This window comes from Pseudogracilibacillus sp. SE30717A (assembly GCF_037071985.1).
In the GTDB taxonomy this organism is placed as follows: domain Bacteria; phylum Bacillota; class Bacilli; order Bacillales; family Amphibacillaceae; genus Pseudogracilibacillus.
On record NZ_JAXHDF010000013.1, the window covers coordinates 31,026 to 57,992 of the forward strand.

Sequence of the window (26,967 nt, forward strand, 5' to 3'; positions counted from 1 at the left end):
ATAATTTACTTCACTCATTTCGTTTATCGGATCGGATTGTGCACAGTAACTAGCTTTGTCCCGTCTGGAAAAGTGGCCTCAACCTGTATATCGTCAATCATCTCGGCTACACCCTCCATAACATCGTCTCTTGATAGGATCGTTGCACCAAATTCCATTAACTCCGCTACTGTCTTGCCATCCCTTGCTCCTTCAATGACTTCATATGTAATTAAAGCCATTGCTTCTGGATGGTTTAACTGCAACCCTCTTTCCTTTCTACGTCGAGCAAGATCCGCCGCTACAACAATTAAAAGTTTATCTATTTCACGCGGTAATAACTGCATTAATTTTCCCCTCCTAAATCGGCTGACATAAGCTTATTGCTATCATTTCCAAAATCTATAGCCATTATGAGTAAATTTACGCCCCGAAAAAATATTGACTTTTCGATCAATTCAGTCAATTGCTTTGTGTTAATTTGCGTTGTATTTTTGTCCACCAAAAAAACGCCTATTTGTGATTAAATAAACGCCTTACGAGCATTGCGAAATTATTAAGTTGTTTTAAAAAAGTGTGTTATTTTAAGGTTATTTTTAGAATTGTTTTTGAATACAATCGATGCATTGGAGAAGGTGATTCTCCTAAATAAAGTAGGGGGAGTGCACTTTTACAATCGGTAGATTAACCGTTGTGAAAAGAGTTTGAGAAAGTGAAAATTCTGTTCATCCTATTAAATTATATTTTATAGAGTTGGCCTCCTTTACCTCTCAATTTCTGAACACTATAATAGTATATGGTTATTTTATAGCTCGGTCAACAATTACGTTTATTATAAGTACAGGGTTGATAAAAGAGAATCTATGAATGATGAATGTTATTATTTAAATAGAAGAGTTCATTAGAGTATGGTAAAGATACTGTATCTAAACAACTTTTCCGAAGGAGTGCTTTTTATGAATTCCACAGCAAACAAAATTTTAAGCCATTATTTCGGATATGAAACGTTTCGTGCAGGCCAAGCAGAAACAATTGATTATATACTTCAGTCAAAAAATACCCTAGCTGTTATGCCGACAGGAAGTGGGAAGTCATTATGTTATCAGATTCCAGGACTTTTATTAGACGGAACAGCCCTTATTATTTCACCACTTATCTCGCTGATGAAAGACCAAGTCGATGCGCTGCAATCTTTAGGGATAGCTGCTACATATGTAAATAGTTCATTATCTCCTTCCGAACAGAGTGTGCGCCTAAATGATATAAGAATGGGAAAATACAAATTTGTTTACGTAGCACCTGAGCGATTTGAATCGTCTTATTTTATGAATAGTATGAAGAACTTGCGCTTATCTCTAATCGCATTTGACGAAGCACATTGTATCTCCCAATGGGGGCACGATTTTAGACCGAGTTATCGTTCAATTATTCCCCGTTTAAATGAGATGCCTCGTCTTCCAGTACTAATTGCTTTAACCGCAACAGCGACACAAGACGTTATTACAGATATTCAGAATTTATTACAAATCGATCCCCATCATATCGTCAAAACTGGGTTTGAACGTGAAAATTTATCCTTCCATCTTGTAAAAGGAAAAGACAAATATTCGTATGTTCGATCTTTTTTAGACGAGCATAAAGATGAGTCAGGTATAATTTACACAGCAACCCGAAAGCAAGCAGACATGCTTTACGACCAATTACATAAAAAAGGGATAGCCGTTGAAAAGTATCATGCAGGACTCTCCGAAGAGGAAAGAAAACGTGCGCAATCAGCGTTTATCCGTGACGAGATACCAATTATGGTCGCAACCAATGCATTTGGGATGGGAATTGATAAATCGAATGTTCGGTTCGTTATTCATTATGCCATGCCGATGAATATCGAATCTTATTATCAAGAAGCAGGAAGAGCGGGTCGTGACGGGGAGCCAAGTGATTGTATCTTGCTATTTTCCCCTCAGGACATCCAGCTACAAAAATTTTTAATTGAGCAATCGGATTTTTCGGAAGAAGCAAAACAAAATGAATACCGTAAATTACAAGCAATGATCAATTACTGTCATACACATAGCTGCTTAAGTTTGTACATCATCAATTACTTTACGAATGAAAGTGAAGCAGGAAGTGAACCTTGCGGACGCTGCGGCAATTGTATGTACCAATCGGAAAAAGTCGATATAACCGAAGAAGCACAAATGATTCTCTCTTGCGTGAAACGAATGGGAGAGCGATTCGGCGTTGGAATGACAGCAAAAGTATTACGTGGATCTAAAGATAAAAAAATTACTTCTTTTAAGCTAGATACACTCTCTACTTATGGAATTTTATCTGCTTATACGGAAAAAGATCTTACAGAACGGATTCAATTTCTAATTGCAGAGAATTTTCTTGGGAGTGAAGAAGGAAAATATCCGATCTTAAAATTAAACAAACAGTCTGTGGATGTGTTAAAAGGTAAACAGAGCGTTTGGATGTATACTGCTCCAATTCCTTCTATAGAAGAAGCCGATTTTCAGAAAGAGCTGTTTGACCTATTACGCGCATTAAGAAAACAAATCGCTGATGAAACAAATGTACCACCTTATGTATTGTTTTCTGATGCAACATTAAGAGATTTATGTCGTTATTTCCCGACAACCAAAGAAGAAATGCTAGAAATAAAGGGTATTGGAGAAAAGAAGTATGAACAATATGGGGAAATATTTTTACACGAAATTAACGAGTGGAAAGCAGCTCACCCGGAAGTAAAACCGAAAATTCAAATAAACAGTTCGCCAGTTGTTCGACGTGTGAGAAAAACTTCAGAGCATGAAGGGCCAAGTCATCTGGCTAGCTATAAAATGTTTCAAACAGGTAAATCGATTAAGGAAATTGCGATTATTCGAGAAATGAATGAACAAACAATTGAAAAACATTTATTCAAAGCTTTTGAAGACGGATACCCATTAGCCTGGAACATCTTTTTTAATGATGAAGAGGAAAAAGTGATCCTACAAGCGCATGAACAATTGGAGGAAAAACGCTTAAAACCTTTGAAAGAATCACTCCCTGACTCTTATGATTATCGAAAAATACAAGCTGTACTAGTCAAAAATAATCTTACATGAACTTCTTATCCCAAATTGATGTTCAAACGTATTCACTCATTTTGTAGATCGGATAAATTAAGTGTTCGATCGAATGCTTAAACAATATGAGAAAAGGAATAATAGGTGTAGAGGTGAATCCATTATGGCTGATATCTTTTTAAGTTATTCTATTCGACTTATCTTAACAATAGTTGTGATCATTATTTTAGCCTATATTCTTTTTAAATTTCGAGCCAAGAAAAACGCTACAAGAAGTTCGCTTGATATTATGAAGGAACGCTTAGAAAAAGGGGAAATAACAGAAGAAGACTATCGACGAGCTAAAGAAAAACAAGGAAAAAAGTGACGCTCTTTGAAATGAACCCCTTAAGATAAACAAATGTACTGTATTATCTTAAGGGAGTTCTTTACTTTGACAAGATAGAATACTCATCAACATCACTATTTTTAAGACTTTTAAAACGAGACGCAAAATACGAAATTGATCCAATGAATGCAATAGATAAAAAGACCATTAAATAGCGTATATTTTCCCACATAATTACCATGTTTTCACTGCCTATTAACGACCTGAATCCGGAAATAGAATAAGTCATTGGTAGAAAACTGCTTACCTTTTGTAATATAGATGGAACCATTTCTGTCGGGAAAGTTCCACCGCTACTCGTTATCTGTAAAATAAGCAGTACAACCATTAATAATCTGCCAGCATCTTTAAATAAGACAGATAAACAATGTAAAGTTATTGCAAAAACAATACTGACTAGTATCGTGAAGAAGACAAAGTTCACCGTATTACCTACCTCAATACCAAGTATGTTTAATAGTACTACATCGGCTATTACTGCTTGTAATATCGCAGCTGTGATGACTACTATATATTTACTACCAAACCATCCAAGGAAACTGTTTGGCTTGGTAAAAGTCTGTACTGCTGGGAACACCATGGTTATGACCATTGCTCCAATAAATAGCCCTAATGAAAGGGTAAATGGTGTAAAACCATTTCCATAGTTTGAGACCTTAGTATATGGCAGTGTATCTAATTTCAACGGACTTGCGGCAATTTCAAGATTCGCTTCATTGAATTGAACGTTACTCAATTCCTGTGTACTGGCTTCTAATTCACTTGATAAATTACTGGACCCTTCTGTGATGGCCGTAATGGCAGAAATCAATTCTACTTTTTCAGTTTCTGATACATTAGGATTAGAATGAATCGTTTGCTCAATTGGTTCATTTATCTTCTCTATTCCGTCCGCTAAACTCCCTACACTATTATTTAGTTGCTGTACCCCTTCTGAAATTTTTTCAAAATTACTTGCAAAAAACTGCATATAGCTTTCTACCATACTATCTGCAATATTACTTCTAAGTTGCTGTACCATACTTTCTTCTATCATGCTGAACATATAATTTTTACTTTGATTTGGCACATATTCAATCACTGGCTGCTTCGGATCCTTATCAAATACTGTACTAGCCTTCTCGGAAAAGTCACTCGGTATAAAGATCATCATGGAATACGTATTATCGTTTAAACCTTCTAGCGCTTTTTCTTTTGTCACAAAGTCCCATGTAAATGTCTCGTTTTCTCGTAAATTTTTCTCGATTTCTTTTCCTAGAGTTAATTCATTCCCTTGAAACGTAACTGGCTCATCTTCATTCACAATGGCTACCTTCATCGATTCCATATTTTCGTATGGGTCCCAAAAAGACCATAGGAATGTGGCGCTATACAAAGTGGGAATAAACAATGCAATAATGAGTCCTGCAACAACTAATTTGTTTTTAAACAGATGAGATAATTCTTTTTTGAACATTTTATTCATCTCCATTCTTATTTGCACGTATGTACATGCTTACTTTAATAATGCAAGTACTTGCTTTCAGTATAGATAAAAAATAACCTGTTGATTACTACAACAGGAACTTTCTATTTTAACGAATCAATGAACATAGATAGATAATTATCAGTAAATTTATTTAGTGTAATTTTTTCGTTTTTTTCTAACAGTCTATCCTGTAAAAAAAAGTATCCGAAATTAAAATAGATAAAGTTATTTGCAGCAACTTCAGGATCAATTTTCTTCATCTTTTTTTGTTCAATCATCGTTATAAAATAATCCTTAATAATATTTCGATATGTAGTTGGGAGCTTTTGAATGGCTTCGTCTAACTCCGGAAATCTTCCTTCCTCTCGTAAACTGATTAGAATAATATTTCTTTTTGAAGCGACAATCTCTTGGTATTTCTCACTCAACATCTTTAAGTCTTTTTCTAAATTCCATGTTATACCTTTCCTCATTGTTTCCGTTATTTCATCAAAAAAAGAATACTTTTGGATCGCCGCATCAAGAATTCCTTTCTTATTTCCAAAATGACGAAATAGCGTTACCTCATTTACCTCTGCTCGTTCCGCAATTGCACGTGTTGTTGCACCTTTATACCCTTTCTCATCAACGAGTTCTATTGCCGCCCGAATGATTCTATCTTTTGTGTTTTCCACGATCTATCCACCTTCACATGCAAGTACTTACTTTCATTTATAGTATATGGATTTATTTGGAGTTTGTCAATGACTACTTTCTTTCCGAACTTCTAACTAAAATAAATAACCATTCTTCTGCGAAATAATGAATGGTTATTTATGATTCGTATGAAACGATAACTAATTATTGAATAAATAATCCCGCTACCTCATCATTATCATTAAAAGACACGGTAAAAACTAGATTTTCTTTACTATAATTTGCTGCTAGAACGGTAATATAAAAGCCATCTTTCTCCTCAACAGAAGATTTATTAATTTTTTCAAAATCACCTGATTGGTTTAACACAGGAGTTAACTCTTCCATATCACTTAAAGGTAATCCTTCCTTCATTTTTTCATCAAACATCGCATGAACTTCTTCATAATCTCCAGCATTCATTAAGGAGACGATCTCTTCAGCTTTTGTTATATACTTTTCCGCTGTTGAGTCATCCACTTTACTTCCACCACATGCAACGAGCATCAACACTGTGACCACACTAAACATCATTAATGCAAATTTTTTCATTGTAATACTCCCTTCTTTTTAATAGTGAACTGTAAGCAAAAACAGTGAGCGCGATAATCGCTAACGCCAATTCTAAAACGAATACTACATGATCTTTTGGTACATAAAGTGGCAAAATTCCAACCAATGCATCTGTAAAGCCATGAATAGCAATGGCAAGCCACACGCCTATAAATCTTTTTTGCACAACTGCCTGAAGAACAATAATGGAGAGCCCGATATGTAATAGCATTGCAAAAAATCGCTCTATCCCCCCAATAAAATATGCTTCATTTTCAATAAGCATTGTTTGGGAAACGAATAATGTCAGAGCGGGAATGCCAACAAATATTACCGCTTCTATTCCACTATGTCCTGCACCAAATAAAAAGCCAGACTGCCAATTCCGTTTCGACATAAAAAAGCGTATACAGATAAAACGTGCTAGTTCTTCAACGATTCCTGCTGATAAACCGACTACTATAGCAAATAAAATTGGCTGTGTTACACGTAACATGATAAATTCCGTACTGTGATTCCCTAAGAATTGTAATAATGGAATACGGAATAATATCTGTGATCCAACAAACGCTAGAGCACCTAAAATAAATGCCATATACCTTTTTTTAAAACATGCATATACGAAAAGTACCAGTGGTAACCCTATGCTTATTAATATAGAAAAAATAACACCGATCAATCTTACTCACCCCTGATCAGTGTATAAAAATCTATAAAATAAGTATAGAGTATGTTCATTTTTGGTTCATTTTACATCAAGAATGGTCGGTTTCTATTCCTTTTTAAGAATCAATGTTTGGGTAAAGTAGGGAGCGATAAACGTAGTCTCCAGAGTAGCATTTTTTGTTTTATCAATCATTCGCTTTAAAGAGAATAATCCATACCCTTCATTATTTTCTTTTCTAGTATACTTTTTCTCATACAATTTTTGTAAATCAATTTCTGTTTGTTGACAACTGTTACGAACAACGAAATACTGTAAGTTTTCCATTTCAAAGAAAGCTAGTTGCATCACTTTTTCTTTACTAAGTACTGCTTCCTCCATTGCATTATCGATTAATATAGAAATTATTCGAATAAAAGAAATCATTGGCATTGCAATTTCTTCAATCACATCTGGTATATCAACCATTACTTTCACTTGTTGCTGTTCGGCAATCGTCACTTTTACATGTAACATACTTTTAACTTCGGGTACTGAGATTCGTGATAACTTAACGATTCCCAATTCATGATTGTCCATTAATTTTGACGTTGGTGCAATGACATCCTCATACACTCGTGCAATTTGCTCGATGTTCTTCGTGCGGACCCCTTCATTTAAAGTGAGTAATACATTAATATAGTCATGACGAAAGCTAGCCAATTCATCATGCATCAATTCTAATTTTCCAACATAGTCAAGTAACTCTTTATCTAAACGCTTTTGTTGTTCTTCAAGAATTCTTTCTTTTGCCAAATGAGAGCCAATTAATACAATTAACAATAAGATAAAAAATATAATATAAGCAGAGATGTAACTTAATTGTCCGTATTGTTGATTTAAATTGGACAAAAGAACCGAAGAAGGCATCGTCAAAATAAGTGCTATAATGAGTCCGAGAATAAGGAACACATAGCTTATGTAATATAAAGGGCTTTCAACAATAAATTGAGCAAATTTCTGAATCGGCGCGCGCCATAATAGAATACTAACGAATAAGATAGTTGATACAATAAGGTGAATAACACTACCTGTCCATAAATATAAGTTAAAAGGAGACAGCATAAACAAATTCATGCCTAGTTCCACTAAAACTAATCTTATTAATGTAATTAGAACCATACTGACTAAAGCAAAATAGACATTTTGCATGAAGGAAAGCTCTTCCTTCATCAAACCTAGAGTCAATAGAAAAAGGAGCAATAAAATGGTATTAAACTCTGGATAACCGGTTACCGTTACAACAATACCTAGCAAGATAAAAAAAATAATACTTAATGCAAATACCATTTTATAGGACAGACGATTGTACCTGATTAAATGGATATATAATAAAACATGGCTAATACCAATTAGTGTAAGTGCAACCAGATCATAAATATACATTACAGTTCACCCTTTATGATCTGTCTTACTTTTCGTATTAATCGACGAGAAACTGGTATCCGTTTACCACTTTTTAAAACGATCATTTTTTGTGCTGTATCGTAAGAATACAATTGTATTCTATTAACGACATACGATTGATGACAGCGGAATAATCGTTCATCTAATAATTCTACTTCCTTTAATGTTCCATAAAAATGAATTAATCGATTTGTCGTTACTAATACTAAACGGTGGGGTTCATCTGTCATCATATATTCTACTTCACTAAATGGAACGCGTATCGTTGTACGTGAATTTTTTACAATGAAATCATCTGTAGCAACATGATTATTATTTCGATTTTCATAATGGAGTAAGCACTGCTTAAATAGGTCATATCTGTCTTTGTAGGGGAGTCCCTTATCAATAAACGTCAAAGCCGAAACCATATATTGATAGGAGATTGGTGCAAACTCAGAATGGGTTGTTACAAAGACAATAATGCCTTCAGGATCATACTCCCTGATTTGTTTAGAAACTTCTAACCCTTTCCGTTCTTCACTTTTAATTTCAATATCTAAAAAATAAATCGGTACATAAGTGGTCAACGGGATTTTTTCAATGATATTTTCACTTCTGCTCGTTACTTCAATAAAATCATATGCTATCTCGTGTTTCTCACAAATTTCCTTCACGAGCCGCTCTATCTGTTGCGCTTGCATCACGTCATCTTCTAAGATAAAAATACTCATCGTCTCTCACTCGCTTTATTTCATCTACTATTAGGATACCATATATGATTTATTCGTTGAGTAAAATCCTATATAACGAACCACTCTCTAGATAAATTTCTTCGATAGGAAAACGAAAGATATTATAGCTCCTAAAAAGCGACGACATTTTCTGCTCACTATTAACTATCATTATATACAAAAATGCCTGCATACTGATTGATAACAGTATGCAGGAAGATAAGTGATAAACATATTTTCTATCTTAATCCAAATCAATGACCTTCAGAATGGACTCCTCATTTTCATCGGTTTGAGGAGCAGATTTTTCTAAATCTTTTATTCTTTCCTGAAGTTTTCTATTCTCTTGTTCAGAATATTCAAGAAAGGGCTTATATGATGCACTATAGCTAATTCCAAGCAGTTCCTTATCATATCGAGAGAGCGTCATTAACGCAATTTCCCCATTTTCTCCTGTGATGTCAAAGGAAATAGTCGGATCATTATTCGAATAACCTTGTCCATTGTAGTCAACCAATTTGACTGATCCATGAACAACATTATATTTCTCCGCTAGTTCCTTCACAACTGTAACGAATTCTTGAGGGTTTTTATCAAGTTCTGCATCAAACTCTACTGAAACATCCTCGTCAAGCGTTCTATCCCCACGTCCTATACTGAATACCTCTCCCGTGACAGAGTCCACAGAGAAATAATAACTGAGCTTCCCATTTATAATTGCTTCGCCATACCATGTCGAACGAGGAAGGCTATCGGATGCCCGTTCATACCCCATTTCGATAACCTGTTTCTCCAAATTCACGTCAAATATATCCCAGAGAACCTGTGCTCCAATTTCTGCTGCCTCTTCTTTACTCATGTCTTTACTCGTTGGTGTTTGATTTCGATAATATTCTAGATCGATATCTCCTACTGAATAGTTTGCATGTTTATACCCTTTTGGTAAACTTACTCCTTCAGTTTGGTTTGAATCTAATGTATAATTTGCATAATTAGTAGGGACTATATTTGTATTCTTAAGTTCTGCAGCTGTAATTACTTGTGAAATCCCTAAAGAAAGTAACGTGCTTGCGCCAATTAATACTGTTGTCGTAATGATCATTTTTTTAAAACCTTTTCTTCCAAATTTAGTTTTTATCATTCAATCCCCTTCTTTATCATTTTTTGTGATCACATAAATAGTATAAAATAGTTCTGTAATCGAATTATTATAGATTTATTATGAAGTTGTAAAAATAACTTTAGCTATCATTCCTTTGCCGGGATGACTAATAAATTCTAGGTCCGCATTGTGACGCAAAACGATTTGTTTGCAGATTGATAGTCCTAATCCGGTCCCTCCGTCTTTGCGACTTCTTGATTTTTCTACACGATAAAAAGGCTCAGTAATATACTCTGTTATTTCAGGGGACATTCCCTTACCATTATCTTGGATACAAACTATTTTCTTTCCATCCTCTAAAACAGCCCGTATCATGACATGTCCATCCATTTCACACGCCTTGATTGCATTATCCATAAGGTTAACAAAGAGACTTTTCAACAAACTGGCATCTCCCTTAATCCCATCAATTTCACTATAAAAGTCTGTTTTAATTTTCTTTTTTCTTATCTTACTATGCAAAGTCTGTTTTACCGATTGAAATAGCTCGTTTACATTTTGTTCTTCCCAAACAATTTGATCGTTTTTAAGATTTGCGAGATCTAGCAACTGGTTACTCAACGTTTGCACCCGCTTACTTTCTGACATAATATAACTGATTGCAGACAACCTATCATCATCCGTCAAAGCTGCCTTTTGCAAATATTCGGCATACCCATAAATAGCTGTTAATGGAGTATGGAGTTCATGGGCAAAGTTATCTATAAACTGCTGTTTTTTTTCTGCGGCGGTAATCAATTCCTTCATCTGACGATGGATTTCCTCCGCCATATAGTTGAAGCTTTGTGACATTTTGGCAAGTTCATCATTTCCAGACACAGAAAGTCTTGTTTCATATGCTCCTGCTGCAATTTCACGTGAAGTTTGTGTTATTTGTGACAATGGCTTGAAAATGCGATTAAGTAATAAAAGAAGTCCGAAGGCTAGTAAAGTGACTAGGGTTAGTCCCACTAAAAATAACGTATTCTTCATTTTTGCCCATGAGGTAATTGTGTCTGTCGTATCAAATAAATACACCAATGTATAAAAATCGTATGGAGATGGTAGTTTACCAGAAACTATAACATAAGTACGATTGTCTGTTTCTTGAAAGGAGACTAGTCGATTCCCGTCCTTTGGGGGTTTCAATGACTTGCTCAATAACGTTTCTTTGCTAGTAGAATAAACTTGCTGTTCTTCCTTGTATAGGACTAGGCTAGACTCTGTATTGCTCGAAAAATAACGATAAGGCTGGAAGAGAGAATCTACGGACTCCTCAATATCACTTCCGCGGCTTTCAATCGCATAGAAATCCTTTACAATCGCGGACGTAATCATATAATGTTCTGCTAAACTCCGTTCTTCCGCTTGTCTAAGCGTATCTTTGAACATGACATAAGTTATAATAAGTATCCCAAGATTGAAAAAAAATAGGAAAAGCAAAAATGTTGTTAAAAAAGTTCGATATTTCATTGATTTACCTCCAAGCGGTAACCAATCTTGTACACCGTTTTTATCAATTTTTCCCACCCTAATTTTTTTCGAAGTTTTTGGATATGAACATCAATCGTACGAGAATCGCCTATATAGTCATATCCCCAAACAAGTTCCAAAAGTCTTTCCCTAGATAATGCAATATTTCGATTGTTAACCAAAACTTCTAATAATTTAAATTCTTTTGGAGTACATTCAATAAGCTGTTCCATAATAAATACTTGATGGCTATCAAAATCAATTCTTACGTCACCTAGTTCAAAACATTGGTTGTTCTTTTGTGTCCGGCGTAATACTGCCTCCACGCGAGCCAACAATTCTAACATTTCAAAGGGCTTTGTCAAATAATCGTCCGCACCCATAGATAATCCTTTAACTCGATCTGACAAACTATTACGAGCTGTTAAGAAGATTGTTGGTGTTGTTTGTACTTTTTCAAATACTTCAAAACCGTCTTGCTCAGGTAACATAATATCTAAAATAATCAGGTCATATATATGGGATTTTAGTTCAGAAAGGGCGGTCTCTCCATTAAAAACAGAAGTACATTGATGTCCCACAAGCTGTAAATTTTTCTTAATTAGTTCATTGATTGCTATCTCATCCTCAACAATTAAAATGACTGCCAAACATTTTCACCACCTCTAAATTCTAAGAACTTCTTGATCTCTGTAATAACGGGAGTTATATTAAAAATCCACTTCTACTGAATACATACTAATAGTACTATCAATTTATTATAGAGTTGTAAAATACAATAAACCTTTTTATCTTATTAAAAAGTATTACTATTTTTTAAATAGATACTTATTGTAATTCACATCTCTCTCATTATCTGATATATTAGGATATTTCTTCACATGTAGCCTTTCGACAATTACAAATATAATAATATTTCCATTAACTCATCTTCCGCTCATTCATCATAAATAGGTATAAATAAATTATAAATCCAATAAAATACGTTAATATAATGATTAATAGAAAAAATAAAAGGAGTTGACACTTATTGTTTATTAGTGTCGATCCTTATCTTAAATAAATATAGACCTGTTAGAATGGAAAAGAACTAGATAAAGTTTGCTCACTACAATTCATCCAGATTTTAATCCCCATTTTCTTTAGATCTTATTAAATTTAAAGCTTAACTATTTTTCATGTTCTTTTGAAAGGTGTAAACTGCTAATAGACTTATACCTAAGCCATAACCTACTACCCACCAAATATGTGGAAATATGTTTGCATAGTCTCCATCAATCACTGCTCTACCCATATCAACAGCATGTACAAATGGTAGAACATTCGCAATTTTTTCGAACCAGCCCCCTACTAATTCTAAACTAAACCATGTACCTGAGAACCAAGCCGTTAAATTGGTTAGCAAAGCTCCGCAAATACCTGCTACTGCTTTTTCATTAAAAATACTGCCACATAGAAGTCCTATTCCATTGAATAAAATTGCCACTGGTAATATAGTAATAATTGCAAATAAAATATGTAATGTGAACGTCATCCCTAACATAATTGACACAGCATAACAAATGATTACCTGTACCAACGCCATCGGAATTAAAGGTAGTGTATAGCCGAGTATAAAATCATACGCTGTCATCGGAGTTGTATATAATCTTGTTAAGAAGTCACTAAATCGATCTTTTGCTATCATTTGAGCTGAAAACAAGGTCATAAAGGACAAACCAAAGACCGCAATACCAGGCGTTAGACTATTAATATTGAATAAGTCATTCGGGACATTTTGATTAATGAGTGTCATTAAGAGTAAGATAATTATCGGGAAAGCTAGACCAAAGAACAACGAGATTGGATCTCGTATAATTTCTTTCAATGTGCGAGTGCTAAACATCATCATTTTCATAGGTTCACCTCTTCGACTAAAGAAGCAAAAGCTTCTTCAAATGATAATGTAGATGTTTGAGCGATTAATTCTTCAGCTGTCCCAAGCGCTTTTAGTTCACCTTGTTTTAAAATACAAACACGATCTGATAAACTTTCCGCTTCCTCCAAGTAATGTGTCGTTAAAATAATAGTAATATTTCCTTTTAATCCTTTCACTACATTCCAAAGTTCACGTCTTGCTAATATATCTAGCCCTAGAGTTGGCTCATCTAAGAATAAAATATCCGGTTCACTGATCAGTGCCATTGCAATACTTAAACGACGCTTCCATCCACCTGATAACGTTTTACTTCGCTGCTTTTGAAGCGGCGTAAGCGAAAATGTATCTATTATTTCTCTAACTTTTTGTGCACGTTCCTTTTTTGAAAAATTATGCACTCCTGCCATTAGCTCTAAATTTTCTTCTACAGTTAAATTCGGTGCAATTGCTGTTTCTTGTGGAGAGACAGCAATATAATGTTTCACTCGATCTGTTTGTTTCATCACATCATAACCGAAAATAAAGGCTTGACCACTTGTTAACTTCTCTAAACCTGACAGTATTTTAATAAGTGTTGATTTTCCAGCCCCATTTACTCCAAGTAATGAAAACACTTCCCCTTTTTTAACTATTAGTGAAACATCATTAAGAGCTTTTTTATCACCATATGTTTTGGTTACATTTTTTACCTCGATTGCGATCATTCCTCATCCCCCTCTTTATTTAGGAGGACACTGGGTGGAAAAAAGCCCTGCATGTAACTTTTTGGGACAATTGCAAGTCCTCGATCCTCATCTCCCACTATAATAAGTGTATCGCCAGCTTTAATATGAAATAAATCTCTAGCCTCTTTCGGAATGACAATTTGTCCTCGCTCTCCAACTTTCGTTGTACCAAAAAAATGCTTTCCCTTTGATGGAATGGATATACCAGATTCCTGCTCATCGTAGTGTACTAAACTATCAATCGTAACATCGTATAATTCTGCTAATTTGATACAGAAATGTATATCTGGTGTAGACTCTCCTTTTTCCCATTTTGCAACGACCTGGCGAGAAACTCCCAAATCTTCTGCTAATTTTTCCTGTGTAAATGAATGTTGCTGCCTAAGCCTTTTTAAATTCATATTTATCATACATTTCACACCTCCTTCACTAGTATGCTATATATTGTAAACCCGGTCTATCAACAAAGAATAACATTGATGGTATAATTTATTGCCTATGACTTTCCCACAAACTAAAGGCTATCACATGAAAAAAGCGATAGCCTGTAAAGTTAATATGCTTAGTCAATTCAGAATGCTGAATTATTCCAAGGCTGTAAAAATATTAATAGCCTAATTCCTCTTTTGCAATGTCAGTAATAAACTTTAGCTTGTCCCACTGTTCTTCTTCTGTTAATTTATTTCCATGATGAGTAGATGCGAAGCCGCATTGTGGGCTGATACAAATTTGTTCTTTCGGAATATATTGTGTTGCTTCTTTAATTCTTGCTTTAATATTTTCCTTATCCTCTAATTGACCAGATTTGGATGTAAATAAACCTAGCACTACTTGTGGTCCCCCGTTTGGAATATATTCCAGTGGTTTAAAATCTCCGGAACGATCGTCATCATACTCAAGGAAAAACCCATCCACTTTTTCTTTTGCAAATAGTGTTGGAGCAATCAATCCGTAGCTACCTTCAAATGCCCAATTCGAACGATAATTCCCACGACAAAGATGAGTCGTTACATAAAGATCTTCCGGCTTTCCTTCAAGCACCCCGTTAATTACCTTTAACGCTAATTCAATCAATTTCTCTCTTGAATATTTACCGTCATTAAAAGGAATGTCTGGTGAAGATAGACCAGCAATATAAACATCATCAAATTGCAGATAACGTACACCTGCATCATAAAATGCTTGTAACGCATCTCGATACGTCTGTATAATGTCTGCAGCATATTCTTCAATATCCGGATAAATTTCTTCGTTGCGAATACCCTTATTAAATAACTGGTTCGGACTTGGGATTGTCTGCTTGGCAACAGCACGTCCATCTACAATTTCATTGAAGACAATAAAATCTTTTATATGTGGATGGTTTGGATTGAATGAGATTTTACCGACATTTCGTACATCATATCTCTCTGTTTCCTCGTCCCCATTAAATATAAAACCTGTTTCCGGCACATACCCTTCTACCCCATTTAGATGCTCCAGGAAATCAGTATGCCAAAATCTACGTCTAAACTCTCCGTCTGTTACAGCAGACAAGCCAATTTCAATTTGTTTATCAACAATACGTTTTATTTCCTGTGTTTCAATGTCGTATAACTCTTCTCGTGATATATCTCCTGCTTGAAAATCTTTTCTCGCTTGATGAATGATTTCCGGTCTTAATAAACTCCCTACATGATCTGCTTTAAATGGTGCTTTCGTTAATGTAATTGTCATTAATTATTATCCTCTCTCATATTGTTTATTAGAATTAATTCGCTCTTTTTTAAACATTGATGATAATCGTCTTTTCCACCCCTCCTGTAGCCTTGAATTTTTCGGGGTTTTTTAACATCAAAAAACCCCTTCTTGAATAAGAAGAGGTTAATATCACGATAGTCCTTCACTCTTCTCATCTTCAAGCATTTACGCTTCTGGAATTGGCACAGTACTTGTAAAAGTCTGTTGCCGAGGCTTCAAAGGGCCAGTCCCTCCACCTCTCTGGATAAGAAATTAAAACTATTTAATTATTGATTACTAATTTAACTTGACTGAGTAAAAAAGTCAAGGAAAAAATAGTTTAAGATTTTACCTATTCATTATTGCGTGCCTAACATATAGTGTCAAATGACTGTTCATTTGTTTTTTGCGACCTATTTATCCCTATCTACCAGCTTAGCATGAACAACGAAACGTCCTTCATCCGGGTCAAGCGTGTAATCACATGTTGATAACGTCAATATCGTATCATCTTCTTGAACAGAAACATCGGTTGCATAGACGGATCTATTTTTCATTTCATCTACTAACGATTGAAATTCTTCTTCTGTATCAAAATCAGTTTGTATATAATCAAAATCCGTCGTTGTATAATAAGCGGAAAAAACAATAGCATCGTAACTATGATATAACGTATCAAAATGGATGGTTGAATGAGTGTCAAAAAAGTCTTCATCCAAGTATTTTGTTAACTGATTAAACATTGTCTCATCTTTCATCCGATGGCCATATAAAATAAAATTTTTATTTTCTTCTGTTAAATAATTTCGATAATCGGCAAAAATACTTCCTGCTCTAGATTGTTCTCTTTTATAATTACGATCTAAATAATAGGTATTATTTTCTGCTTGTAAGATAGGATAATTTATCTTTGTATCATTAATCTGTATCCATCCGATAATATCTTCGTTAATTTCTTGTAATTCAAGAAATTGTTTTCGAACCGATTGATCATCGCTTGCACTCTTCTGCTCAATACCATTATTATATATTTCTTGGGCTTCAGCTAGTACTTGTCGATTATAGTAATAATCAAGGCCAATCCCACTTAATTCATACAGAGAATAACTAAAAACTACGATACAAATCATTGTAAAAATTCTCGAAAATAATTTTTTTATTTTATTTGGCTTTTTTCTTTCCATTTGATCACCTTTAAATACCTATAGGGATTGTATAAAGACCCGTGTCTTTTTCATTTTTGATCATCATATCAATACCGTAAACTTCCTTCATTAAATCTACCGTAATAATTGTATCAGGATCACCATGGACAAAAACTGTTCCATTTTTCATCACAATAATTTTATCACTATAACGTATCGCTTGATTAATATCGTGTAAAACCATCACAATCGTCATCTCGTATTCCTTATTTAAGCGATTAATTAGATCTAATACTTCATATTGATAGTATATATCTAAATATGTTGTAGGTTCATCTAAAAATAAAAATGGGGTTTGCTGAGCTAATGACATTGCAATCCATACCCGCTGTCTCTCTCCTCCCGACAGTTGATCAATTGTTTCATGTCTTTTATGTTGGATATTTGTTTCAGATAAAACCCATTCAATCGCTTCCTTATCTGCATCCTTGTCGGATGAAAAAATGGTTTTATACGGTAATCTACCATAACTAACGAGCTTTTCTACCGTCAAATCGTTTGGAGCACTATTTTGTTGATTTACAATCGCAATCTTTTTAGCCAATTCTTTTGATTTATAGGCTGATAATCCCTTGCCATCTAGTATGACATTTCCTTTACGAGGCGTATAATGTTTTGCCATTATACCGAGTAATGTTGATTTTCCAGAACCATTCGGACCAATAATCGTCGTTATTTTACCTAACTCGATACCCGCATTAACATTTTCTAATACGTTCTTTTTATCATGGTACGAATAGGTAATGTTTTTAATTTCCATAAATTCTATCACTCTTTCTTAATAAGAAAATGAGAAATGGTCCGCCGATTAACGCCATAATTATAGAGGCTGGAATTTCATTAGGTGCAATGATCAATCGTCCTAATGTATCAGATAATAAGATTAATACCGCTCCTAGAATCGCTGAAAAAGGAATCAACTTTTTATGATCTGTGCCAACTAATAAGCGCCCTATATGAGGAATAATTAAGCCAACAAAAATGAACATCCCCGCTGTTGCGGTAGCAATAGATGTTAATAATACAGCAATTGCAGAGACAATAAAACGAGCTAAATTAACATTAAACCCTAAGCTTTTAGCTGTTTTATCTTCTAACACTAAATAGTTACACCAACTGAAAACTAGAAATGCAACTAATAAACCGAGCGTTCCATACGTAACAATTATCTCTACTTCACTCCATTTTTTCATCGCCAAAGTAGATGTCGTTACTTCTGTCACAAGACTCGATGTATAACTTCCCCGATAGTTAAATGTCTGACTCAAACTTGTAAATATAGCATTTACTGCTACTCCAACTAAAATCATCCGTAACGGGTTTAAACCAGACTTCCATGAAAAAGAATACACAAGCGCAAAAGCAATCGCACCGCCTATAAAAGCAAATAAAGGAGTAAAGAAGAATAATGTAGGAAAAATTGCTACCATTAACATTCCCATAAATCCTGCACCTGCTGAAACTCCAATAATTCCAGGCTCCGCAAGAGGATTTCGTAAAACAGCTTGTAACAATACTCCTGCCACAGATAAAGATGCTCCAGCAAAGGTTGCGATAATGATGCGAGGGAATCGTAAATCTTTAATGACTTGCACATCTGCATTCGTGCCAGATACTAATCCGTGTATAAGCTCAGACATAGATACATCGATACTTCCAGTAAAGACAGAAAAATAAACGACTCCAAAAAACAAAATGATGATTGCAATAAAACTAATGATTGTTTTTTTCATAACCGACATCCTTCTAACTATCATGTTGAGCATCTTCATATAGTAAATCATATAATACATCTAACGCTTCAGAAGCTGCTAGATTACCTGTCGTACCAAACAGTAATTCTTCTAAATCATATACACGATTATTTTTGACTGCATCAAAATGTTTCCAAATATCGTTTTCTTTAAATTCTTTATCAAACATTTCCACAACTTCATCAGGCATCCCATGTGCAGCTCGTAAAATAATGTCAGGTTTGGATTGTTGTAAATACTCAGTATTAGAAGCAAGATATTCTACCTCTTCGCCCGAATAGACATTTATACCACCACATTTTTCAACTAAGTCCCCAATATAGGAACGATCCGTTGCAACTAAGTAACTGCCGGGAACTCCCATTAAAATAAGAACTTTCGGGGACTTTTTATCTGCAGTTTTTTCTTCTATTTGTTCTATTTTTTCATTAAATTCCTGTACAATATCTTCCGCTTGTTGAGAACGATCATATTTCTCGCCCAATCGTAAAATTTCTTCATGCATATCGTCAATACTTTCTAAGTTAACGTAAGTTGTTTCAATTCCAGCATCTTCAAAAATAGTTTCTAAATCATATTTCAACGTCGTAACAGACAATACTTCTTTTGGCTGAAGCGACATAATTAACTCCATATCTGGACTCATTGGATTACCCACTTCCGTTACTCCATTATATCTTTCTGGCAACTCTTTATAGCTTGTTGGAATACCGATCAAATCGACTTCTAATACATCTAATATTTCCGTTACCGCTACAGTCGTAGCGACGATTCGATTGCCATCGTGGTCATTATTTTTCTTAGACTCTTTTACATTTTCATTTGATGAACATCCCGCTATTATTACACTTACTGTAATCATTAGAGTCACTAAATATTTTTTCATTAAAATTCGAACCCTCCATCATATGAGAGATTGTCTATATAGGCGTCTTGACATTAAAATTCGAGGTATTAAGTGACCAAACCTATATGCCTTCATAGAAATTGGCCACTTAAAAACCTCTAATAACAAGACTTGATGTACTTTAACTCACCATACGAAATTTGGAACGTAATTTAATCATTAATGGAATGAGGGAACAGATGAATAAACTGGAAAATAAGATGATTTTTGCTTTATCAGCCGTTTTCGGATTAGTACTGTCCGTCTTATCTTTATTGTCAACATTGCCACCTGTGCCGTCATTTCGATCGAAATCTAGCCCATCTCCATGATCAGATGTCGGAGCTTTAGGCTCTTTTGGATCGTTTCCATTATCATCTCCGCCACCAATGACGTTACCATTGCTATCAACTTTACAATCGTTTATTGGAAGATCACTTGTATCAAATTTAAAACGAATATCGTATTTATTGTCATAATCTAATCCAGGAATTCCCGTTACAATAATATGGACTTTTGCATGTAAGACTTCATGAGGATTTTGATTATTAAATTGTACAACACTTGTATCTTCAACCTCATTTTTACTAATTTCATTAACATCTACAAACCCATCTTTTGATGCTACTTTAAATTCTTTCCACCAAGGACTGTTTTTCAAGGTTGCTTCAATAGTGAACTTACCATCTTTCACAATTAACTTTGCAGGTTTTTGTAGGTACTGATCTGCTACAGATACTTCATTTTTATCTGCTTGCAATACGTCAAATGGTAAATGATATTCTCCATCTTTACATATTTTCTGATCTGCATCATTATTTCCGTTGTTTCCGTTGTCGCTGTTGTTATTCTCGTTATTACCACTGTTTCCATCGCTGGAATTGTTATCATTGTTGTCATTGTTGTCATTGTTGTCATCGGCTAATGGTATGTCACTTGTGTCAAAGTGAAAGCGGATATCATATTTATTGTCGTATTCAAAACCAGGAATCCCTGTCACAATAATATGAACTTTTGCGTTTAAAATCTCATCGATATCCTTCACATCAAATTCAACAACACTTGTATCAGCAACAGAATCTTTACTTATTTCTTTTACATTAATAAATTTACCGTTCGATTCCACTTTAAAATATTGCCACCATGAACTGTTTTTCAAGGTTGTTTGGACTGTATACTTCCCATCTTTTACAATTAGTTTAGCTGGCTTTTCTAAGTAGCCATCTGCTACCGATGTTTCATCTTTATTTGCTTGCCACACTGCGAATGGCAGAGTATATTCACCATCTTTGTATTTAGCGCCAGGGTTTTCAGTATCACCTGGCTGCTCTTCAATCACTTTTTCTACTAAACTATCTTTATCAAATGCTAAACGTAGTGGTTGGTTGCCATTATGTGCACCTACAGTGTATTGAACTTGTGCCTTTACAATTGTTAATAATTTATCCAACTCATATGTTACTTCTCTTTTGTTAGTAAACTCATGGATCTTTTCTTTACTTGGCTCAATAAGTTTACCGTCTTTTTCCATCTGAAAACCTGTGACTGTTTTATGGTCGTTTATCGTTAGAGTAACTAATACTTTTCCATTCTCTATCGTTAATGAAGCTGGGTTATCCAAATATTTAGCCATGCCTGAAGCTTTATCTTCTTCTGCATGTAATGCTTCATAATCGATCGTATAGTTCCCATCTGCAATTTCCAATGCGTTAGGCTGTTCAGGCTGAGTAGGTTCCTCCATTTCTTTTTCTAATAAACTATCTTTGTTGAATGCTAAACGTAATGGCTGATCACCAGTGTGTGCGCCTACCGTGTATTGTACTTGCGCTTTGACAGTAGATAATAATTCTTCTAATTCATACGTAGCCGTCCTAGTATTCTCTTCTTCATTTACTTTTTGTTCTTTTGGTTCGATTAATTTTCCGTCACTTTCAACTTGAAAACCTGTGACCGTTGTATGATCTGTCAACGTGAGTGTAAGTAATGTTTTACCATCTTTTACAGATAAAGAAGCTGTCTTATCAATATACCTAGCCATACCCGAAGCTTTATCTTCTTCTGCATGCAACGCTTCAAAATCGATCGTATAGTCACCATCTACTATGTCTATAACTTCTGGTTGGTTCAGTTGTTCCGGTTGTTCAATTTCTCCTGGCTCTTCTGTTTCACCCGGTTTTTCACCTTTATCCGGATTTTCAATTTCGTCCGGGTTTTCTGTTTCTCCTGATTTTTCACTCTCGTCAGGGTTTTCTGTCTCAGTAGGATCTTCTGTTGGTTCTTCACTCTCACCCAAGTCCTCTTCCGGTGCTAAAGGAATACCGCTTGGATCAAAATTAAAACGAATATCATATTTATTATCGTAATTAAATCCTGGAATCCCTGTAACGATAATATGGACTTTAGCATGTAGAATCTCATCTAGATCATCTACTTCAAATGCCACAACGCTTGTATCTGAATCCTCATCTTTACTAATTTCTGTAACATCTACAAATGTACCCGTAGATTCAACTTTAAAATATTGCCACCATGAATCATTTTTTAAAGTTGTTTGAACCGTGTATTTTCCATCTTTCACAATTAGTTTGGCTGGTTTTTCTAAGTAGCCATCTGCTACTGAAGTATCGTCTTTACCAGCTTGCCATACGACAAAAGGTAGCGCATACTCTCCATCTGCATACACTTTATCTGCCGTTTCGGCTGATACGGAAGGGAGGGCTGGTGAAATTGTCGTAAATATTAATGAAAAAATTAACATTAACGAATAGAATTTCTTCATTCAATTCTCCTCTTTCAATTATTTTTTTATACTATCTTGTTACTATTTGGCGTGCTAAAAATACTCCTGATCCAAGTAAAATAATCCCTAATAATAAAACTGGTGTATGGTCTCCAGTTGGTGGGTTTTCTTCCGCTGTTTTCCCTCCAGCTGTTGAATTGCCATCGTTTTGTTGCCCATTATCATTAGATCTTGTTTCGCCACTGTTTTGAGTACCGCCAGCGCTAGGTATGCCAGATGCATCAAATTTAAAACGAACAGTATACTTATTGTCGTAATCAATATCTGGCACAACGACATGAATATTTCCACTTAACAATTGATTTAAATCCTGTACGTTAAATTGAACGACACGTATATCGTTCGAATCACTCACCACTGATATTCCGCCGGAAGATACCGAGAAGCTTTTCCACCAAGAACTATTTTTCAATGTTAATTGAACCGTATTTTTTCCATCTTTTACGATTAACTTAGCTGGTGAAACTAAGTAATCATTTGTCATTGACCGTTCGTCACTATCACCTTTTAATACAGTGAAAGGTAAACTATATTCTCCATCCTTATATGTAGAAGCGGCATCTGTGGGTAAGGCCGGTTGAAATGACAATAACCCAACAACAATGACTAAACATGATAATAATGCTTTCAATTTATTACTCAAACCTCATTCTCCTTATCTGTTTTTATTTTTTAACCGTTCTCCATAAGACAATTACAAATAAAACGGATGTAATTAATAAAGTAATTGCGAGAGTAATTGAGATTGTACTAGTTGACTTATCGTCTTGCTGTTCTTTCCCCCCATCATCATTTACAGGAGCTTTGTCTTGATCATCCTCTACCTTTTTAAATACTTCCTTCGATTCCGTTTCTTCTAAACTATCTAAATTAAAGTCAAAACGAACCGTATACCGATGATCATAAACAGGATCCATTGTTTCAATTAACACATGCATTTTAAACTCAACAGGTTCTGATAAATCTCTGTCTACCTTGAACTGTACTAACCGAGTATCTTCTGCCTCGTCTTCCTCTACAACATCTACATCAACAAATGCATCGCCTTGTGGTGCTTGCAGTTCTTTTGTCCACTGACTATGATTTAATAAAAATTGTATGTATTGCTCTCCATCTTGGACAATTAAATTTGCCGGCTTTTCAAAGTAATCATTCGCAATGGATACCGAATCATCTTCGGCTCGTAAAATAACGTAGTCAATTGAATATGTGCCTTCTTCTATCGTTGTTGAATCTGCTTGGACTTTTGTGTTAAAAGCAATACATTCAACGGTAAAAACATATAGAAATAAAATGCCTATAATTAAATATTTAAGTATCGGCTTTATCACTCACTTCCCTCCAAATCTTTTTTGTTATGCCATGATAATGATAGTCATTCTCAATTGAGTAAAAAAATAAAAGCTTTAACAGCTACTTGCTTGAAAGCTTTCGGTCCTCCTTCAACTTTTTAATACGCACTTAATAGATAATGATAATCATTATCAGTTATATTCGACTCCTATCATAGCGAATAAAAAATAAAAGTCAATACCAAACCTGTCTTTTTTTCAATTATTTTGAAATGTGAAAAATTCATGTTGACATTGAGAATGATTTTCATTATCATAATGTGTAATTGAGAAGCACTCTCATTTAATCTAAGTAGGAGGTTTATGATGTACCACTTTCGCAATTATTTATGCTTACTTCTTCTTTTACTGTTAGTTGGGTGTAGCGTAAACAATGAGGCAGCAGATACAAATAATAAAACTGAAGCGTCCAATCATCCTTCTCTTTCTATAACAGATTTCTCAGATAGAACGATTGGCTTTCAACATCATCCAGAAAAGATTGTTTCTCTTGGAAATGGAGAAACCGATATTGTTTATGCGTTAGAGGGAAAGGTAGTTGGGCGTCCGACTGGAGAAACAGTCATAAAAGAGGCGGAGAATGCACTAGAAGTTGGTTCTACTCATAGTGTTGACCTTGAAAAAATAACATCATTAGAACCTGATGTTGTCTTAGGGAATCATCCTATGAATAGTAAAGACATACAAGCAATTGAGAGTATTGGTGCAGAAATGGTCTTAACAAGCGCCAATTCTGTTGATGATATCACAAGACAAATAATGTTACTTGGGGATCTCTTAGGCCAAAAAGAAAAAGCAGAGGAATTAATACATACAATTAACGAAAAAATTAAAGATTTACAAAAACGTTCATTTGAAAATAAGCCAAGAGTTCTCTTAATATATGGAGCTCCAGGAACAAACATGGCCGCATTACCAAATTCACTTGGAGGTAATATTCTCGAGCTAGCTGGCGGAATAAATATCGCAAGTGATTATCCAAGTTTAGAGCAATATCCGCAATATGCTCAACTCAATACGGAAAGAATTATTGAAGCAAATCCAGAAATAATTTTATTAATGAGTCATGGGAATCCGGAAGAAGTAAAAGACAGTTTTATTCAGGATATGTCAAAAAATGCAGGTTGGTCTGATCTAGATGCGGTTAAAAATAACCAGTTTCATATTCTACCTTCCAATCTGTTTGGAACAAATCCGGGAACGAAAGTAATCGATGCACTCGATTATATGTATGAACTATTGGAAGATGTGAACAAATAATTATGTCCATTAAGAAACGGCGTTTACGAAGAAAACTAATGATTATTATTACTCCGATTATATTAATTCTTGCAACTTTTCACGGGTTAATATATGGGCCCATCCCAATTACATTGTCAGAAGTAATTCTTGTATTTTTACAAACTGGGGACTCAGTTCACGAAAAAATTATTATAGATGTTCGGTTGCCAAGAATACTAATCGGCATTTTTGTAGGTATTTGTTTAGCAGCTTCCGGAGCCATCTTACAGGGGGTGATGAAAAATCCTTTGGCAGACCCCGGGATTATCGGTGTATCTTCAGGTGCTGGGTTAGCAGCAGTTATTACAATGGTTCTTTTACCGCAATATAGCTATCTATTACCGTTTACGGCTTTTTTAGGCGCTTTACTTACATCACTACTGATTTACTTATTAGCATGGGGGCAAGAAACATCCCCGGTAAAAATCGTATTAGCCGGTGTAGCAATTAATGCTTTATTAGGCGCGATTATGAATGGAATCATGGTCGTCTATAGTGACCGAGTGCAATCGGTTCTTCCATGGCTATCAGGTGGTTTAACTGGGAGGGGGTGGCATCACCTCGAATTTATGGCACCATATGCTGCAATCAGTATCTTACTAGCTTTTTTAGCAATTAGACCTGCTAATCTCTTACTTCTTGGTGATGATAATGCAAAATTACTAGGCCAAAAGGTGGAATTACAACGGTTTTTACTTATCGCTCTCGCATCCTTATTAGCAGGGGTTGCTGTTAGTGTTGCAGGACTTGTTGGATTTGTTGGGCTCGTTGTCCCTCATTTTGTTCGGATAATTATTGGTGATGACTATGCTTTTTTACTACCATTAAGCATGATTAGTGGCGCAATCTTAGTAGTTTTAGCTGACACGATTGCACGAACCGCTTTTGATCCTATAGAACTTCCAGTAGGTATTTTACTCGCATGCTTAGGCGCACCTTTCTTTTTAATGTTATTAAGGAAACGGAGAATGTTTTAATGAATGCGATTCAGACAGATGAAATTACCTTAAAAGTAGAAAATTTTCAATTAGCGAATATTTCTCTATCGATTCCAAGTAGAAAAACAACGTCCATTGTCGGACCTAACGGTTCAGGGAAATCAACATTATTAAAAATAATTAGTAGACTGATCACAGCAAATAATGGGTCTGTTTATGTACTTAACAAAAATAGTAGATTATATAAATCGAAAGAATTCGCTCAAATAATTACCATGTTACCCCAATCAAAAGATACATTACCTAATTTAACGATCAAAGAATTAATATCTTTTGGTCGATCTCCACATAAGTCTTTTCTTGCGAGTCGATTTACAAAAGAAGATGAAATGATTATCGAGGAAGCGATGGAAATGACGAACACAACAAAACATAAAGACCGCTTATTTTTCAGTCTTTCAGGAGGTGAACAACAAAAAGCTCGAATTGCAATGGCTCTGGCCCAGAAAACAAATATTTTATTATTAGATGAACCGACCACTTACTTAGACATTGCCCATCAACTTGAAGTGATGGAGTTACTTACTTATATAAAGGCACATTATGACTTAACGATTATTATGGTCTTGCATGATTTACAACAAGCCGCTTTCTACAGTGATTATATGATTGCCGTCAAAAAAGGCGAAATTGTAGAGAAAGGTAGCCCTAAAAATTTATTAACAACTAGTTTTTTACGCGAAGTATATGAAATAGATGCAAAAATTTTATTTGAAGATGGATATCCGTTAATCATTCCAAATACAAGGAGGAAATAAG

26 protein-coding genes and 1 riboswitch are annotated in these 26,967 nt (G+C 34.8%); of the genes, 5 read left to right on the plus strand and 21 right to left on the minus strand.

The window, feature by feature from the left end:
* Positions 1-23: 23 nt before the first annotated feature.
* A complete protein-coding gene (locus tag SPD48_RS17710) occupies positions 24-326 on the minus strand; it encodes an urease subunit gamma (RefSeq protein ID WP_336259462.1) in 303 nt (100 codons plus the stop codon).
* Positions 327-935: 609 nt separating this feature from the next.
* On the opposite strand from SPD48_RS17710, the gene recQ reads away from it, so the two are divergent.
* Positions 936-3,089, plus strand: coding sequence for a DNA helicase RecQ (recQ, locus tag SPD48_RS17715; protein ID WP_336259463.1), 2,154 nt, complete (start codon positions 936-938; stop codon positions 3,087-3,089).
* A gap of 124 nt (positions 3,090-3,213) precedes the next feature.
* Positions 3,214-3,417 carry an SHOCT domain-containing protein gene (locus SPD48_RS17720; RefSeq protein WP_336259464.1) on the plus strand — a complete coding sequence of 68 codons (204 nt, stop codon included), beginning with the start codon at positions 3,214-3,216 and terminating at the stop codon, positions 3,415-3,417.
* Positions 3,418-3,478: 61 nt separating this feature from the next.
* On the opposite strand, the gene SPD48_RS17725 is transcribed toward SPD48_RS17720, so the two are convergent.
* From SPD48_RS17725 to SPD48_RS17820, 20 genes are all read right to left on the minus strand, one after another.
* Positions 3,479-4,894 carry a YhgE/Pip domain-containing protein gene (locus SPD48_RS17725; RefSeq protein WP_336259465.1) on the minus strand — a complete coding sequence of 472 codons (1,416 nt, stop codon included), beginning with the start codon at positions 4,892-4,894 and terminating at the stop codon, positions 3,479-3,481.
* Positions 4,895-5,007: 113 nt separating this feature from the next.
* A complete protein-coding gene (locus SPD48_RS17730; RefSeq protein ID WP_336259466.1) occupies positions 5,008-5,580 on the minus strand; it encodes a TetR/AcrR family transcriptional regulator in 573 nt (190 codons plus the stop codon).
* A 166-nt stretch (positions 5,581-5,746) separates the two neighbouring features.
* Positions 5,747-6,133, minus strand: coding sequence for a DUF3887 domain-containing protein (locus tag SPD48_RS17735; RefSeq protein ID WP_336259467.1), 387 nt, complete (start codon positions 6,131-6,133; stop codon positions 5,747-5,749).
* A complete protein-coding gene (locus tag SPD48_RS17740; protein WP_336259468.1) occupies positions 6,105-6,812 on the minus strand; it encodes a YhfC family glutamic-type intramembrane protease in 708 nt (235 codons plus the stop codon). Before SPD48_RS17740 ends, SPD48_RS17735 begins: the two co-directional genes overlap by 29 nt.
* Positions 6,813-6,905: 93 nt before the next feature.
* Positions 6,906-8,222 (minus strand): GHKL domain-containing protein, encoded by a 1,317-nt coding sequence (locus SPD48_RS17745; protein ID WP_336259469.1) that lies wholly within the window; start codon positions 8,220-8,222, stop codon positions 6,906-6,908.
* Complete coding sequence (locus SPD48_RS17750; RefSeq protein WP_336259470.1) at positions 8,222-8,956, minus strand: LytR/AlgR family response regulator transcription factor; 735 nt, start codon at positions 8,954-8,956, stop codon at positions 8,222-8,224. The genes SPD48_RS17745 and SPD48_RS17750 overlap by 1 nt, the downstream gene beginning before the upstream one ends.
* Before the next feature lie 244 nt (positions 8,957-9,200).
* Positions 9,201-10,097 carry a hypothetical protein gene (locus SPD48_RS17755; protein WP_336259471.1) on the minus strand — a complete coding sequence of 299 codons (897 nt, stop codon included), beginning with the start codon at positions 10,095-10,097 and terminating at the stop codon, positions 9,201-9,203.
* A 78-nt stretch (positions 10,098-10,175) separates the two neighbouring features.
* Positions 10,176-11,570, minus strand: a complete 1,395-nt coding sequence (locus tag SPD48_RS17760) for a HAMP domain-containing sensor histidine kinase (RefSeq protein WP_336259472.1) — start codon at positions 11,568-11,570, stop codon at positions 10,176-10,178.
* On the minus strand, positions 11,567-12,220 hold the full coding sequence (locus tag SPD48_RS17765; RefSeq protein WP_336259473.1) for a response regulator transcription factor: 654 nt from the start codon (positions 12,218-12,220) through the stop codon (positions 11,567-11,569). Before SPD48_RS17765 ends, SPD48_RS17760 begins: the two co-directional genes overlap by 4 nt.
* Before the next feature lie 515 nt (positions 12,221-12,735).
* Entirely contained in the window at positions 12,736-13,467 is a 732-nt protein-coding gene (locus tag SPD48_RS17770) for an ABC transporter permease (protein ID WP_336259474.1), read from the minus strand.
* Complete coding sequence (locus tag SPD48_RS17775; protein WP_336259475.1) at positions 13,464-14,192, minus strand: ABC transporter ATP-binding protein; 729 nt, start codon at positions 14,190-14,192, stop codon at positions 13,464-13,466. Before SPD48_RS17775 ends, SPD48_RS17770 begins: the two co-directional genes overlap by 4 nt.
* Positions 14,189-14,623, minus strand: coding sequence for a helix-turn-helix domain-containing protein (locus tag SPD48_RS17780; RefSeq protein WP_336259476.1), 435 nt, complete (start codon positions 14,621-14,623; stop codon positions 14,189-14,191). Before SPD48_RS17780 ends, SPD48_RS17775 begins: the two co-directional genes overlap by 4 nt.
* 196 nt (positions 14,624-14,819) lie before the next feature.
* A complete protein-coding gene (locus SPD48_RS17785; RefSeq protein WP_336259477.1) occupies positions 14,820-15,929 on the minus strand; it encodes a 5-methyltetrahydropteroyltriglutamate--homocysteine S-methyltransferase in 1,110 nt (369 codons plus the stop codon).
* Between the two features lie 172 nt (positions 15,930-16,101).
* Positions 16,102-16,204, minus strand: a riboswitch (SAM riboswitch).
* Positions 16,205-16,345: 141 nt separating this feature from the next.
* Positions 16,346-17,116: a class B sortase gene (gene srtB / locus SPD48_RS17790; RefSeq protein WP_336259478.1), complete on the minus strand. Its 771-nt coding sequence runs from the start codon at positions 17,114-17,116 to the stop codon at positions 16,346-16,348.
* Between the two features lie 10 nt (positions 17,117-17,126).
* Positions 17,127-17,897, minus strand: coding sequence for an ABC transporter ATP-binding protein (locus tag SPD48_RS17795; protein ID WP_336259479.1), 771 nt, complete (start codon positions 17,895-17,897; stop codon positions 17,127-17,129).
* Complete coding sequence (locus tag SPD48_RS17800; RefSeq protein ID WP_336259480.1) at positions 17,887-18,870, minus strand: FecCD family ABC transporter permease; 984 nt, start codon at positions 18,868-18,870, stop codon at positions 17,887-17,889. Before SPD48_RS17800 ends, SPD48_RS17795 begins: the two co-directional genes overlap by 11 nt.
* 13 nt (positions 18,871-18,883) lie before the next feature.
* On the minus strand, positions 18,884-19,777 hold the full coding sequence (isdE, locus tag SPD48_RS17805; RefSeq protein WP_336259481.1) for a heme ABC transporter substrate-binding protein IsdE: 894 nt from the start codon (positions 19,775-19,777) through the stop codon (positions 18,884-18,886).
* 142 nt (positions 19,778-19,919) lie between these two features.
* Entirely contained in the window at positions 19,920-22,556 is a 2,637-nt protein-coding gene (locus SPD48_RS17810; protein WP_336259482.1) for an NEAT domain-containing protein, read from the minus strand.
* 31 nt (positions 22,557-22,587) lie between these two features.
* A complete protein-coding gene (locus tag SPD48_RS17815; RefSeq protein ID WP_336259483.1) occupies positions 22,588-23,220 on the minus strand; it encodes an NEAT domain-containing protein in 633 nt (210 codons plus the stop codon).
* A gap of 22 nt (positions 23,221-23,242) precedes the next feature.
* Complete coding sequence (locus SPD48_RS17820) at positions 23,243-23,908, minus strand: NEAT domain-containing protein (RefSeq protein WP_336259484.1); 666 nt, start codon at positions 23,906-23,908, stop codon at positions 23,243-23,245.
* Positions 23,909-24,235: 327 nt separating this feature from the next.
* On the opposite strand from SPD48_RS17820, the gene SPD48_RS17825 reads away from it, so the two are divergent.
* From SPD48_RS17825 to SPD48_RS17835, 3 genes are read left to right on the plus strand one after another with little or no spacing between them, the layout of a single operon-like run.
* Complete coding sequence (locus SPD48_RS17825) at positions 24,236-25,189, plus strand: ABC transporter substrate-binding protein (protein WP_336259485.1); 954 nt, start codon at positions 24,236-24,238, stop codon at positions 25,187-25,189.
* Between the two features lie 2 nt (positions 25,190-25,191).
* Entirely contained in the window at positions 25,192-26,187 is a 996-nt protein-coding gene (locus SPD48_RS17830) for a FecCD family ABC transporter permease (RefSeq protein WP_336259486.1), read from the plus strand.
* Positions 26,187-26,966: an ABC transporter ATP-binding protein gene (locus SPD48_RS17835; protein ID WP_336259487.1), complete on the plus strand. Its 780-nt coding sequence runs from the start codon at positions 26,187-26,189 to the stop codon at positions 26,964-26,966. Before SPD48_RS17830 ends, SPD48_RS17835 begins: the two co-directional genes overlap by 1 nt.
* Position 26,967: the final 1 nt, after the last annotated feature.

Excerpts from the sequence above, each read along its gene's own strand:
- SPD48_RS17750 (WP_336259470.1), bottom strand. The coding sequence starts at position 8,956 with ATGAGTATTTTTATCTTAGAAGATGACGTGATGCAAGCGCAACAGATA.
- isdE (WP_336259481.1), bottom strand. The coding sequence starts at position 19,777 with ATGAAAAAATATTTAGTGACTCTAATGATTACAGTAAGTGTAATAATA.
- SPD48_RS17800 (WP_336259480.1), bottom strand. The coding sequence starts at position 18,870 with ATGAAAAAAACAATCATTAGTTTTATTGCAATCATCATTTTGTTTTTT.
- SPD48_RS17710 (WP_336259462.1), bottom strand. The coding sequence starts at position 326 with ATGCAGTTATTACCGCGTGAAATAGATAAACTTTTAATTGTTGTAGCG.
- SPD48_RS17770 (WP_336259474.1), bottom strand. The coding sequence starts at position 13,467 with ATGAAAATGATGATGTTTAGCACTCGCACATTGAAAGAAATTATACGA.
- SPD48_RS17825 (WP_336259485.1), top strand. The coding sequence starts at position 24,236 with ATGTACCACTTTCGCAATTATTTATGCTTACTTCTTCTTTTACTGTTA.
- SPD48_RS17720 (WP_336259464.1), top strand. The coding sequence starts at position 3,214 with ATGGCTGATATCTTTTTAAGTTATTCTATTCGACTTATCTTAACAATA.
- SPD48_RS17785 (WP_336259477.1), bottom strand. The coding sequence starts at position 15,929 with ATGACAATTACATTAACGAAAGCACCATTTAAAGCAGATCATGTAGGG.
- recQ (WP_336259463.1), top strand. The coding sequence starts at position 936 with ATGAATTCCACAGCAAACAAAATTTTAAGCCATTATTTCGGATATGAA.
- SPD48_RS17745 (WP_336259469.1), bottom strand. The coding sequence starts at position 8,222 with ATGTATATTTATGATCTGGTTGCACTTACACTAATTGGTATTAGCCAT.
- SPD48_RS17780 (WP_336259476.1), bottom strand. The coding sequence starts at position 14,623 with ATGATAAATATGAATTTAAAAAGGCTTAGGCAGCAACATTCATTTACA.
- SPD48_RS17760 (WP_336259472.1), bottom strand. The coding sequence starts at position 11,570 with ATGAAATATCGAACTTTTTTAACAACATTTTTGCTTTTCCTATTTTTT.
- SPD48_RS17735 (WP_336259467.1), bottom strand. The coding sequence starts at position 6,133 with ATGAAAAAATTTGCATTAATGATGTTTAGTGTGGTCACAGTGTTGATG.
- SPD48_RS17755 (WP_336259471.1), bottom strand. The coding sequence starts at position 10,097 with ATGATAAAAACTAAATTTGGAAGAAAAGGTTTTAAAAAAATGATCATT.
- SPD48_RS17725 (WP_336259465.1), bottom strand. The coding sequence starts at position 4,894 with ATGTTCAAAAAAGAATTATCTCATCTGTTTAAAAACAAATTAGTTGTT.
- SPD48_RS17775 (WP_336259475.1), bottom strand. The coding sequence starts at position 14,192 with ATGATCGCAATCGAGGTAAAAAATGTAACCAAAACATATGGTGATAAA.
- SPD48_RS17830 (WP_336259486.1), top strand. The coding sequence starts at position 25,192 with ATGTCCATTAAGAAACGGCGTTTACGAAGAAAACTAATGATTATTATT.
- SPD48_RS17795 (WP_336259479.1), bottom strand. The coding sequence starts at position 17,897 with ATGGAAATTAAAAACATTACCTATTCGTACCATGATAAAAAGAACGTA.
- SPD48_RS17835 (WP_336259487.1), top strand. The coding sequence starts at position 26,187 with ATGAATGCGATTCAGACAGATGAAATTACCTTAAAAGTAGAAAATTTT.
- srtB (WP_336259478.1), bottom strand. The coding sequence starts at position 17,116 with ATGGAAAGAAAAAAGCCAAATAAAATAAAAAAATTATTTTCGAGAATT.
- SPD48_RS17810 (WP_336259482.1), bottom strand. The coding sequence starts at position 22,556 with ATGAAGAAATTCTATTCGTTAATGTTAATTTTTTCATTAATATTTACG.